Genomic DNA, 12451 nt, shown 5'->3' with positions numbered 1-12451 from the left:
CTCCGGTCGACCGGAGGCGGGCCCTCACGCTGCGTCTGTGCGGACCGGGTCAGCCCGTCGGCGGCGGCGCCGACGGGCGCTCCGGGTAGGCGGTCGCCGGTGTCTTGCCGTTGCTCGCCGGCACCGGCGCCTCGGCCACGATCTCGGCCGATCCGGACACCGGGATACGCGGCAGGACGGCCGTCTCCGTGGCCGCCGGCACCGGAGCCGCGGCGACCGGTACAGGCGGTGCGGGCTGCGCGGCTGCCGCCGGAGACCCGGCCGCGCCCGCCGCGGCCGCGGGTTCACCCGGACCGCCGGCCGCATCGGGACCGCGGCGCCGCTTACCGGACGGCGTCTTCGGCTCGCGGTTGCCCAGGTACTGCAACAGCAGCGAGGCGAGCAGCAGCAGGACGCCGACGACCACCAGGCCGAGCGGGATGCGGTCGTGGATCAGCAGCATCTGCGAACGCTGCTCCTTGGCGTCCGCGATCAGCTTGTTCGACCACTCGGCCTTCATCTTCACGTGGCCGTCGAAGACGACGATCCTGCCCGGGTTGGCCGGGTCGTCGGGGTTGGGCGTGCGCATCTCCTCTTTGTGGATCTCCTCCGCGTACACCGGCGCCCCGGTGACCGGTTCGACCCAGAACTTGCGCACGGTGGTGTACCAGCGCTCCATCCCGGTTGCCTCGACGTCCTTGGGGTTCAGGCCGCCGGGCAACTGGCTGGGGATCGGCACCTTGCTCCACGGCACCGTCTGCTCGAAGAGGTAGACCTCAAGACCGTTGAAGTTCTCGGTGCGCTTGTAGTCGATCGTCGCGGCCGTCTGCGCCTGCGCGTCGTAGTAGTTGTAGCCGCGCTTCTCGGTGAAGAAGGGCCACTTGTACGCGATGCCGGTGTGCGCGACCGGCTTGCTGTCGATGTGCTCGCCGCAGCAGTTCTGGGGCGTCTGGCTGACCGCGTCGAAGGCGTAGCGCTCCGGGATCTGGGTGACGACCTTCCCCTCGCTGTCGAGCATGGCGAGGTTCATGTCCCAGACGACCGTCTGTCCGTCGGACTCGTCCGGGTTCGGCCGGACCGTCTGGATGATCGTGGCGGTGGCCTTGCCCTCGCCCTTCGGATCGCCGAAGAGCGTCGCGTTCTGGGCTTCGAGGACCATCACCTTGTACGCCTTGTCGCTCTTCAGCGCCTTCGCGACCAGGCGCGGGAAGGCGTACTCGCGGAGCAGCGGGGCGAGTGCCACGCAAAACACCGCCAGTGCCAGAAGGACCAGGCTGGACCTACGACGCATCGAGAATGTCCCCTTGCCGATGGAGCGAGTTACAGATTGCGTTCATGCGGGTTGTGCGGGACGTACGGGTTCTTCGGAATGTTCGGGAGGTACCGGCCCCGCGGGTGAGGCCGTGTGTCCGGCAACTGCCGCGTCCGGCAGTCCTCAGGGCTTCGCGGGGACCTGGGTCACCTCGAGCGGCTTGTCGATGGCCTTGGGCTCCGGGACCGCGAAGGCGGCCAGCGAGTAGGCCACTCCCACGGCGAGCAGCAGGCCGATGACGACCGCGGCGAAGGCACGCATCAAAAACTCTCCTTTGCGCTCACGGAGACCGCACGCTAGCAAGGAAGCCACGGAATGAGAACACGTTTCAGATTTCTCGCGAACATTCACTGTTGCGACCGCACGTTTGGCACAACATGCCGTCACCATCTGCGCATTCGCCGATACCGAAACTCCCCCTCCGCGGTACGCGCGAAGGGGGAGTAACGAGAACACGTTTCTGTTATTGCGATCCGGGGTGCTCAGGAGCTCGGTGCGCGCGACGTCTTCGGCGCCGACTTCGTGGTCGTGGCGGGCGCCTTCGAGGTGGACTTGGACGACGAGGGCGACGTCGGGGCCTGCTGCGTCGGCGGCTTCGAACTGGTCGCGGGCGGCGCGGGCGGCACGACGACGGGCCGCACCCCCTGCCGGTAGAAGACCGTCCACGCCTTGACCGAACGCACGTACTCGGGCGACTGGTTGTAGCTGAAGATCGCCTTGTCCAGCCCCGCTTCCGTCGACAGGTCCCGGTCCCCCGCACACAGGTAGCGCGCGGCGGTCAGGGTCGCGTCGTAGACGTTCTGCGGGTCCTTCTTGCCGTCCTTGTTGCCGTCCATCGCGTACGCCTTCCACGACGTCGGGATGAACTGCATCGGCCCGACCGCGCGGTCGAACTCGGTGTCGAAGTCCAACGTGCCCTTGTCGGTGTCGCGGATCGCCTTCGTCGACCGCGTACCGTCCAGGCGCGGCCCCAGGATCGGCGTCAGCGCGGTCCCGGTGGTGCTCACCTGCCCGCCGTTCGCATGCCCGGACTCCACGCGCCCGACCGCCGCCAGGAGTTCCCACGGGAGCCGGCACTTTGGGTCGGCCTTCGCGGTGTACTCGGCGGCCTGCTTGTACGCCGACAACACCAGCTGCGGAATGCCGTTCGAGCCGGTGACCGTCGACGCGGGCGTCTGGGACTGCACCGGCGGCAGCGTGAAGGGCTGCCCCGACGACGCCGGTCCGGACGGTGACGCGGACGGCGCCACGCTCGCCCCCGGCGCGGCCGCCGGGAGCACCGGCGGCAGTTCGAGGTTCACCGGCAGCCCGCCGTTGACCGGCCCGTTGTCCTGGTCCGGCTCGGGGTCGGACATCCGGGGCACGTCCGAGACCGGTACGCGTTCCGCGGTGGCCATCGTGAACGGGTTCTCCACGGCCGCCGCTCCGGCGAGCAGGAGCGCGACCACCGCGGCGCCGCCCAGCCACGGGTTGATGAACCGGCGGCGCGCGGGGACGGTCTCCTTGGCCTCGTTGCCGGCGTCCTCGGCCTCGGACTTGGCCTCGGCCGGGGTGTCCGCGGAGGCCGCACCGGGCTTGTCCGCCAACTCCTTGGGCCGGGCGCCGAGCGAGGCCACCCACGAGTCGAGGTCCGCGCCCTTGGCGCCGGACTGCCCGACGGGGCTGAGAAGGGCCGTGTCGGGCCCTCCTGCGGGCTCGACGGGACTGAGGAGGGCGGTGTCGGGGTCCTCGGCCGCCGGGCCGTCCCCGGCTCCGTCGGCGCCTTCGCCCGACTCCGGGTCGGCCGTACCGTCAACGTCCGCTTCGGGGATGTCAGTTGGCGATGCCGTAGCAGCCTCGACCGCGGCGGGCGCCGCAACGGCCTCGGCCTCGGTTTCGGTCTCGCTCTCGCTCTCGGCCAGGCTTGCGACCGAGGTGTCGTGCGAAGTCTCGTCCGGGGTCTCGTCCGGGGTCTCGTCCGTAGGCTGCGCGGAAGTCCCGTCGGGGGTCTCGGTGTCCGAGACCGCCACCCATGCCGCCACCAACGACTTCAGGCGCGTGTCCGCCGCATCCTCGACCGGCGGCTCGGGTGCGGGTGTCGGACCGGGCACGAAAGGCTTCTCGGCGGCGGGTACGGCGTCCTCCGCCGGCGCGGCGTCGTCACCGCGGCGCCGAGGCAACACGAGCGGCACCTCGTCGTCGGCGGAGTCCGCATCGGAGGACTCCGCATCAGCCGCGGTTCCCGCGGAGTCGCCGTCGGTGGAGTCGGCGTCCGCGGCGTCGGCAGCCGTGGAGTCGGCATCCGCGGCGCCGGCATCGGCAGAGTCGGCATCGGCAGAGTCGGCCGCTGGTCCGCCGCCCGGCCGCGGCTTGGGCGCCACGACCGCGATCGTCGTCAGATTGCGGGTCCAGTCCCCGTCGGAGGCCGCCGGGGCCGACCGGTCCTCGGTGTCCGCGGACGGCGCCGTCGTCGGCGCCTCACTCATGACCTCTGGCTCTTGCGGTATCTCCGGATCCCGCGGACCGGGCCCCCGTTCGGCCTCGTCCACGAACCGCCCCCTTCGCCTGGCTGCATGTCGGCGCGCCGGCCCATGTGCACCGGATCGGGCCGAACCGGCGGGGCGACGAGCGGACATGAACCTACGTCAGGTTCCGCCGCCGCTCTACCCCCTCGGCGGCATATGTCATGGTTCCGTGCGTTTATCAGTGCACCGCGACGAGGCCGACACGTGTCACCACGCCGGTACGCCGAAGGGCGGGAACCGCACCCGGTTCCCGCCCCCACATCACGGCACTGCGCCCCGCGCCATCCCCCGCCCGCGCACGCGAAGCGACAAGTCAAGACGGCACGAGACAGGCCTAGTGCCCCGCGTCCTCCCATGTCGCGCCGAAGCCCACCGACACGTCGAGCGGCGCCCGCAGCGGATACGCGCCCGCCATCTCCCGCCGGACCAGCTCCTCGACCGCGGCCCGCTCCCCCGGCGCGATCTCCATCACCAGTTCGTCGTGCACCTGCAGCAGTATCCGCGACACGAAATCGCCGTCCCGCAGCGCCTTGTCGACGCCCAGCATCGCCACCTTGACGATGTCCGCCGCCGACCCCTGGATCGGCGCGTTCAACGCCATGCGCTCCGCCATCTCGCGGCGCTGCCGGTTGTCGCTCGTCAGGTCCGGCAGGTAGCGGCGGCGTCCGAACACCGTCTCGGTGTAGCCGGTCTGCCGCGCCTCGTCGACGACCGCGCGCAGGTAGTCCCGTACGCCGCCGAAGCGCTCGAAGTACGTCGCCATCAGCTTGCGGGCCTCCTCCGGCGTGATGTCGAGCTGCTGCGACAGCCCGAACGCCGAGAGCCCGTAGGCCAGTCCGTACGACATCGCCTTGATCTTGCGGCGCATCTCCGCGTCGACCCCGCTGGTCGGCACCCCGAACACCGCCGACGCCACGGTGTTGTGCAGGTCCTCGCCGGACGTGAACGCCTCGATCAGCGCCTCGTCACCCGACAGGTGCGCCATGATGCGCAGCTCGATCTGGCTGTAGTCGGCGGTCAGCAGCCCCTCGAAGCCCTCGCCGACCACGAACGAGCGCCGGATCAGCCGCCCTTCGTCGGTGCGGATCGGGATGTTCTGCAGGTTCGGGTCCGACGACGACAGCCGCCCGGTCGCCGCGACCGTCTGGTGGAACGTCGTGTGGATGCGCCCGTCATCGGTGACCGTCTTGACCAGTCCCTCGACGGTCACCTTCAGCTTGGTCTGGTCGCGGTGCCGCAACAGCGCGGTCAGCAGATCCTGCGCGGGCGCCGGGATGCCCGGCTGGGTGGCGAGCCACACCAGCGCGTCCGCGTCCGTCGTGTAACCCGTCTTGATCTTCTTGGTCTTCGGGAGGTTCATCTCCCCGAACAGGATCTCCTGAAGCTGCTTGGGCGACCCGAGGTTGAACTCGCGGCCCACCGCCTCGTGGGCGAGCTCGGTGGCCTGCTTGACCGCCGCCCCGAACTGCGCCTCCAGCTTGTCCAGGTAGTCCCGGTCCGCCGCGATGCCCACGCGCTCCATGCGCGCCAGCACCGTCATCAGCGGCAACTCCATGTCGCGCAGCAGCTTCAGCGCGCCCCGGCTCTCCAACTGCTCGTCGAGCGCGTCCGCGACCTCGACCACCGCGTGCGCGGCGAGCATCAGCGCCTCGCCCTTCGCGGTGTCCTCCTCGTCCTCACCCGACATGTCGAGCGCCAACTGCCCGTTGTCGGTGGCCTCGTCGACCTTCAGCTCCCGGCCGAGGAACCGGTGCGTCAGCGTCTCCAGCGCGAACGACCGCTGCCCGGGCAGCACGAGGTACGCGCCGAGCGCGGTGTCCGAGGTGACCCCCGCCAGCTCCCAGCCCTGCGCCTTCAGCGCCAGCATCGGCCCCTTGGCGTCGTGCACCGCCTTCGTCCGGTCCGGGTCCGCGAGCCACCCCGCGAGCGCCGCGTCGTCCGCCTCGTCCAGCACCAGCGGGTCGAGGTACGCCGCCGCGCCGTCCGAGCCGGCGAGCGCCAGCCCGGTCACCGAGCCGGTCCCGCGGCCCCACGTACCCTCTACGGCGAGACCCGTGCGGCCGGCCCCCGAGGCGTGCTCCGCAAGCCAGTCCGCGACCGCGCCGGTCTCCAGGACCGTGGTCTCCAGCGTGAAGCCGTCCTCGACGGGCACCTCCTCGCCGCCCTGCGCGGCCGCCGCGCCCGGGTCGACCGCCCACAGCCGGTCGCGGAAGTTGTCGTTGCGGAACTCCAGGGAGTCCAGCACCCGTTCCACCGCCGACCGGTCGAACGCCTTGCGCTCCAGATCGTCCGGCACGACCTCGAGCGGCACGTCGCGCACCAGCTCGGTCAGTTCGCGGTTGAGCCGCACCGCCTCCAGGTGGTCGCGCAGGTTCTGCCCGGCCTTGCCCTTGACCTCGTCGGCCCGCTCGACCAGCTCCTGGAAGGAGCCGAACTCGCGGATCCACTTGGCCGCCGTCTTCTCGCCGACCCCGGGGATGCCCGGCAGGTTGTCGGACGGGTCGCCGCGCAGGGCCGCGAAGTCCGGGTACTGCTGCGGCGTCAGCTGGTACTTCTCCGCCACCGCGTCCGGCGTGAACCGGTGCAGCTTGCTGACGCCCATCATCGGATAGAGCACCGTGATGTCCGGCGTCACCAACTGCAGCGAATCGCGGTCCCCGGTGAGGATCAGCACCTCGTAGCCCTCGTCGGCGGCGCGCGTGGACACCGTCGCGATGACGTCGTCCGCCTCGAAGCCCTCCACCCGCATGGTGCGGATGCCCATGGCCTCCAGCACCTCGACGATCAGCTCGACCTGCCCCTTGAACTCGTCGGGCGTCGCGGAACGGTTCGCCTTGTAGTCCGGGAACCGCTCGGTCCTGAAGGACTGCCGCGACACGTCGAACGCCACACCGAGATGCGTGGGCGCCTCGTCGCGCAGCACGTTCGCCAGCATCGACGTGAACCCGTACACCGCCTGGGTCGGCTGCCCGGTGGCCGTCGACATCGCGGCCTCCTTGAGCGCATAGAACGCGCGGTAGGCCAACGAGTGCCCGTCGAGGAGCAGCAGCCGCGGCCGGGAGGCGGAGGCGGAACGGACAGGAGCCTGGGGTGTGTCGGTGGAAGCCACGAACAGATCCTAGGCTGGGACGCCGACACATCCGGTCATGTCACTCCACCCGAGTGGCCGAACCGTGGCCGCACTACCGCCCCACCCGCCCCACCAGGAGCAGCACATGACCGCCACCCCCGACCCCACGCACGCCACCGGCTCCGAGCCCGGCCCCGACGCCCCCGACCTCGCCTTCCCGATGCCCGTCGACGACCTCACCAAGGTCTTCGGGAACCCGCGGGCCACCGAGACGCTCGGCGGCCGCATGGGCATCGTCATCCACGAGGCGTCCGCGCAACGGCTGGTCGGAACCATGCCCGTCGAGGGCAACATGCAGCCGTACGGCCTGCTGCACGGCGGCGCCTCCTGCGTGCTCGCCGAGACACTCGGCTCCATCGGCGCCGCGATCCACGCCGGTCCCGACGCGATCACCGTCGGTATCGAGATCAACGCCACGCACCACCGCTCCGCGACGTCCGGCCTCGTGACCGGCGTCGCCACGCCGCTGCACCTCGGCCGTGCCCTTGCGACGTACGAGATCGCCATCACCGACGAGAGCGGCAAGCGCATCTGCACCGCCCGGCTGAGCTGCATGATCCGCCGCGAGCGCTGACCCCGCGAACGCGCTGACACCGGCACGCGCGGCCCGTAGCGTACTGCCGACGCAGCCGGCCGACGGCGTGCGCACGGGGAGGTGTCGCATGGGCGAGGAGACCGCCGGCATAGCGGCCGAGGCCGCGCAGGCACCACCGGACGCACCGGCAGCACAGGTCCCACCGGACGTACCTGCCGCACAAGCCCCACCACGCCGCCCGCGCCGACGGCTCCTCGCCGCCGCGGCCGCGCTCGGCCTCCTCGCCGGCGCCGGCACCGCCGCCGGCGTCGCGGCCGCGACCTGGCCCGACGACAAACCCGAGGTCCCCTACGTCTACGAGGGCGACGTCGTCGTCGACTCCGCGCCCGTGCGCAGCGACCGCCTCGAAGTGCGCGTCACCGCCTTCCACTGCGGCATGGCGTTCACCACCGGCACCCACGCGGAGTACTACGCGCGCGGCCAGATCTGCCGGGTCGGCGTACGCCTCGACAACCAGCAGCTCGTCACCGCGAACATCGACAGCCGCATCCAGAAGATCGTGCTCGACGACGGCTCCGAACTCATACCCGACGACATCGTCATGCAGATCAAGCGACAGCAGCAGGTGCAGCAGATGGGCGCCCGCAACATCGTGGTGCTGAGCTACTGGTTCGACATCCCGGCCGACCGCCGGCCGGTCGCGATCCGGGTGCGCGCGACAGACGAGTCCCTCCCCGCCGAGGTCGCGCTGCCCGCGCACACCTGGGAACGGCAGTAACGGGACCGCCCACGGCAAAGGGTGCCCCGGAGACGAACTCCGAGGCACCCCAGGCCGTTTCGGTCAGCGCATCCGGTCAGCCGGCGCCCTCGCCGAGGTACGCCTCGCGCACCCGCGGGTCCGCGAGCAGATCCTGCGCCGAACCGCTCAGCTGGACGTTGCCGGTCTCCAGGACGTACGCCCGGTCCGACAGCGCCAGCGCCTGCGCCGCGTTCTGCTCCACCAGCAGCACCGTGGTGCCCTGCGCGTTGATCTCCTGGATGATCGCGAAGATCTGCGCGACGATCAGCGGCGCGAGACCCATCGACGGCTCGTCCAGCAGCAGCAACCGCGGACGGCCCATCAGCGCGCGGCCGATCGCGAGCATCTGCTGCTCACCACCCGACAGCGTGCCCGCGTACTGCGAACGCCGCTCACGCAGACGCGGAAACAGGTCGAAGACCCGCTCCATGTCCTCCTGGGGCACGGACTTGAAGCGGTACGCGCCCATCTCCAGGTTCTCCACGACCGTCATGGTCGGGAACACCCGGCGGCCCTCCGGCGACTGCCCGATGCCCAGGCCCACCACATGGTGCGCCGGGACGCCGTCGATGCGCTCACCCTCGAAGAGGATCTCGCCGGCTTTCGGCCTGAGCAGCCCCGAAATCGTGCGCAGCGTCGTCGTCTTGCCCGCGCCGTTGGCACCCAGCAGCGTGACGATCTCGCCCTCGCGCACCATCACGTCGATGCCCTTGATCGCCTCGATGGCGCCGTAGGACACCTTCAGATGGCGCAGTTCGAGAAGCGCCGCGGTCTCCTGGCCCTTCGCCAGGGTCGGTTTCCCGGTCACGTCGGGAGCCTCTGTCGTGCTCATCGCTCCTCCTCGCCGCCGACCGCGCCGGCCGCCTTGCCCTCGTCCGCGCCGCCCGCGACCCCCGCGCCGGCCGCGACACCGGTGTCGGACGGGCCCGCGTCCAGCACCTCGGCGGCCATCTCGGCACCGAGGTACGCCTCCACCACAGCCCGGTTCCGCTGCACCTCGGAAGGCGTACCGGAAGCGATGACCTTGCCGAAGTTGAGCACTGTGACACGGTCCGCCACGGACATCACCAAGCGCATGTCGTGCTCGATCAGCAGGACGCTGATGCCCAGCTCGCGGTTGATGTGCTTGATCAGGTCGGCGAGTTCGAGCTTCTCGGTCGGGTTGGTGCCGGCCGCCGGCTCGTCCAGCAGCAGCACCTGCGGGTCGGTCGCCAGCGCCCGGGCGATCTCCAGCCTGCGCTGGTCGCCGTAACTCAGCGACGAGGCCAGCTCGTTGATCTTGCCCCCGAGGCCCACGAACTCCATGAGCTCGTGTGCGCGCCGGTCGCTCTCGCGCTCGTTGCGGCGGGCGTGCGGCAGGCCCAGCATGATGCCGACCGGACCCGACTTCTGCCGCGTCTCCGCCGCGATCTTGACGTTCTCCAGCGCGGTGAGCGCGGCGAACAGCCGGATGTTCTGGAACGTCCGGGCCAGGCCGAGCCGGTTGACCACGTGCGTCTTCCGGCCCAGCAGCGAATGCGTGTTCCCGTCGACCGAGTTCAGCGTGATCGAACCCTCCTGCGGGACGTACACGCCGGTCAGCGAGTTGAACAGCGACGTCTTGCCGGCCCCGTTCGGGCCGATCACCGCGAGGATCTCCCCGCGGCGCAGCGTCAGTTCGACCTCGGAGAGGCAGACCAGGCCGCCGAAACGCAGCGTCAGCCCGCTGACCGCGATCACCGCGTCGGACACCGCCCCGCCGACACCCGCCGTCTTCGTCACGGTCGTGCTCATCCCATCCTCCCGCCGACCGGTTCGGTCATCGCGTCCGCGTCCCCGATGCCCTGCTTGGCCAGTGTCAGCTCACGCTTGCGCCGCCGGGAAGGGATGAGGCCCTGCGGCCGGTAGATCATCATGACCACCAGCAGCGCGCCCAGGTACATGTAGCGGTCCTTGGGGTCCACGAACTCCTTGAGGCGCTGCGGGAGCCAGGCCAGGAACGCGGTGCCGACGATGACACCCCACAGCGAGCCCATGCCGCCGAAGATCACGTACGCGATCACCAGCACCGAGCTGAGCAGGATGAACGACTCCGGCGAGATGAACTGCTGCTTCGACGCGTAGATCACGCCCGCGATACCGGACGTCGACGCACCGATCGCGAAGGCCATCAGCTTGAACTTGACCGTGTCGACGCCGTTCGCGGCCGCCGCGACCTCGTCCTCGCGGATCGCCGTCCACGCGCGGCCGACCCGCGAGTGCTCCAGCCGCCGGAAGACGAAGACCAGCACCGCGGCGAACGCCAGGATCAGCCACCAGTACTGCTTGGGGTCCAGCCCCCACTTGTAGTCCCAGAAACCCAGGTCCAGTTCGAAACCCGGAATGCCGGTGGCGCCGCGAGGACCGTTGGTGAAGTCCTCCTTGTTCTTCGCGATCAGGTAGATGATCTCGTGGAAGCCGAGCGTCACGATCGCCAGGTAGTCGCCGCGCAGCCGCAGCGTCGGCGCGCCGAGCAGCAGGCCCGCGATCAGACACGTGAGCACCGCGACCGGGATCACCAGGAACGGCGTGAGCTCGACCGGCGGTTCGACCGGCAGCGCGCCGGTCCAGTACGCCGCGCTGTACGCGCCGATCGCGAAGAACGCGATGAAGCCCAGGTCCAGCAGACCGGCCCAGCCGACCACCACGTTGAGGCCGATCGCGAGCAGGACGTAGACCGCCACCTCGCCGACCAGCACCTGGTTCCAGTACGTGCTGAGCATCTCCGGCAGCGCGATCAGCAGCACCGCGACACCGACGCCGAGCGGCCATTTCACCCGCCGGTCGGCCGTCACCTGCCGCACGCTCGAACCCGCTTCGGTGGCCTTGGCCTTGGTCCAGTCGAAGTACGGCTTGACGTACCCCCAGCCGAACTCGGCGAACGCCCACACACCCACCATGACCGCGATCCACACGATCAGCGACGTGGGCTCCTTGTAGACCGCCTCCAGCGCGAAGAACACATCGCTGGAACTGCCCTGCGGGCCGGCCATCACGTCGAGCACCACGGCGGCGAACACCAGGCCCATCAGCCTGGCCCAGCGCTGCTGCTGGTACCACTTGCCCTTGCGCAGCGCGGCGATCCGGCGTGCGGTCTCGGTGACCGGCTGCCGGTCGAGAGTCTTGACGGCACTCATGCCGACCTCCCCAGACGTTCACCCATGATGCCCGTCGGGCGGAACATGAGCACCAGGATCAGCACCGCGAACGCGCTGACGTAGCGCCATTCCTCTCCGAACCACCAGCCGGAGAAGTTCTCCACGATGCCCAGCAGCATGCCGCCGAGCATGGCGCCGCGGATGTTGCCGACGCCGCCCACGACCGCCGCGGCGAACGCCGTGATGCCGGGCAGGAAGCCCATCGTGAACGACACCTGCGAGTTGAGCCCGAACAGGAAGCCCGCCGCGCCGCCCATGAGGCCGCCGACGAGGAAGGTGCGCGAGATGACCTTGTCGATGTCGACGCCCATCAGGCTGGCCGTCTCCGCGTCCTGGGCGACCGCGCGGATGCCGGCCCCCATCTTGGTGCGGTTCACCAGCAGGTCGAGGCCGACCATCATGGCGATCGCGGAACCCACGATCAGCAGTTGGAGCACGGTGACCTGGGTGCCGAAGACCGAGAAGACCTTCTTGTTCGTGAAGATCTCGGGGATCGCCTTCGGGTCGCGCCCGAAGAGCTTCCCGGCGAGGTTCTGCAGGAAGAACGACGCGCCGATCGCACTGATGAGGAACGCGAGACGAGGTGCGTTTCGCTTTCTCAACGGCCGGTAGGCCGCTTTCTCGAGGGCGAACGCGGTTCCCGCGCCGGCGAGTCCTGCGGCGAGCAGGCCGACGGCGACGAGGAGGACGGACATGAGGCCCGTCGGGTTGGACGCTTCGATGCCGGTGAGCACCAACAGCGCCGCGAACCCGCCCATCATGAAGACTTCGCTGTGCGCGAAGTTGATGAGCTGGAGCACGCCGTACACCAGCGTGTATCCGATCGCGATCACGGCGTACAGCGCGCCGAGCGCGATCCCCGGGATGAGGTAGTCCCAGAACTCGTTGAGGTTCATTGGCAAGGCTTCCTGAGGCGAGTGAGAGCGCAGGCAGGGGGCGTTGGCGCACGGCTCACCGCACGGGCGCGGGGTCCGGGTCGAAGGAGCGGACCCGGACCCCGCGGACCGTCACGGTGC

The 12451-nt window shown here is 70.1% G+C and carries 10 protein-coding genes; 2 read left to right on the top strand and 8 right to left on the bottom strand.

All coding sequences use genetic code 11. The features are described 5' to 3' along the window. Positions 1-49: 49 nt before the first annotated feature. The 4 genes from pgfA to polA all read right to left on the bottom strand — a co-directional run bounded on the left by pgfA (position 50) and on the right by polA (position 6904). Positions 50-1270 carry a cell envelope lipid trafficking protein PgfA gene (gene pgfA, locus AB0C36_RS13500; RefSeq protein ID WP_358353225.1) on the bottom strand — a complete coding sequence of 407 codons (1221 nt, stop codon included), beginning with the start codon at positions 1268-1270 and terminating at the stop codon, positions 50-52. A 144-nt stretch (positions 1271-1414) separates the two neighbouring features. Next, complete coding sequence (locus tag AB0C36_RS13495) at positions 1415-1552, bottom strand: hypothetical protein (protein WP_358353223.1); 138 nt, start codon at positions 1550-1552, stop codon at positions 1415-1417. A gap of 221 nt (positions 1553-1773) precedes the next feature. After that, positions 1774-3756: a lytic transglycosylase domain-containing protein gene (locus AB0C36_RS13490; RefSeq protein WP_358353221.1), complete on the bottom strand. Its 1983-nt coding sequence runs from the start codon at positions 3754-3756 to the stop codon at positions 1774-1776. A 373-nt stretch (positions 3757-4129) separates the two neighbouring features. Then, complete coding sequence (polA, locus tag AB0C36_RS13485; protein ID WP_358353219.1) at positions 4130-6904, bottom strand: DNA polymerase I; 2775 nt, start codon at positions 6902-6904, stop codon at positions 4130-4132. Positions 6905-7085: 181 nt separating this feature from the next. On the opposite strand from polA, the gene AB0C36_RS13480 reads away from it, so the two are divergent. Both AB0C36_RS13480 and AB0C36_RS13475 read left to right on the top strand, forming a co-directional pair. Then, positions 7086-7499, top strand: coding sequence for a hotdog fold thioesterase (locus AB0C36_RS13480; protein ID WP_358353231.1), 414 nt, complete (start codon positions 7086-7088; stop codon positions 7497-7499). Positions 7500-7587: 88 nt separating this feature from the next. After that, complete coding sequence (locus tag AB0C36_RS13475) at positions 7588-8238, top strand: hypothetical protein (protein WP_358353218.1); 651 nt, start codon at positions 7588-7590, stop codon at positions 8236-8238. Between the two features lie 76 nt (positions 8239-8314). On the opposite strand, the gene AB0C36_RS13470 is transcribed toward AB0C36_RS13475, so the two are convergent. The 4 genes from AB0C36_RS13470 to AB0C36_RS13455 are packed head-to-tail and all read right to left on the bottom strand — an operon-like array spanning position 8315 to position 12331. Further along, on the bottom strand, positions 8315-9091 hold the full coding sequence (locus tag AB0C36_RS13470; RefSeq protein WP_358353216.1) for an ABC transporter ATP-binding protein: 777 nt from the start codon (positions 9089-9091) through the stop codon (positions 8315-8317). Further along, positions 9088-10032, bottom strand: coding sequence for an ABC transporter ATP-binding protein (locus AB0C36_RS13465; RefSeq protein ID WP_358353214.1), 945 nt, complete (start codon positions 10030-10032; stop codon positions 9088-9090). Before AB0C36_RS13465 ends, AB0C36_RS13470 begins: the two co-directional genes overlap by 4 nt. Continuing rightward, positions 10029-11414: a branched-chain amino acid ABC transporter permease gene (locus AB0C36_RS13460; RefSeq protein WP_358353212.1), complete on the bottom strand. Its 1386-nt coding sequence runs from the start codon at positions 11412-11414 to the stop codon at positions 10029-10031. Before AB0C36_RS13460 ends, AB0C36_RS13465 begins: the two co-directional genes overlap by 4 nt. Continuing rightward, positions 11411-12331, bottom strand: a complete 921-nt coding sequence (locus AB0C36_RS13455; protein WP_358353210.1) for a branched-chain amino acid ABC transporter permease — start codon at positions 12329-12331, stop codon at positions 11411-11413. The genes AB0C36_RS13460 and AB0C36_RS13455 overlap by 4 nt, the downstream gene beginning before the upstream one ends. Positions 12332-12451 lie beyond the last annotated feature (120 nt).

Origin of the sequence: Streptodolium elevatio (genome assembly GCF_040649515.1) — a bacterium.
GTDB lineage: Bacteria > Actinomycetota > Actinomycetes > Streptomycetales > Streptomycetaceae > Yinghuangia > Yinghuangia elevatio.
The sequence above is the reverse complement of the archived record's forward strand: the minus strand, read 5'-3'. Positions and strand labels throughout refer to the sequence as shown.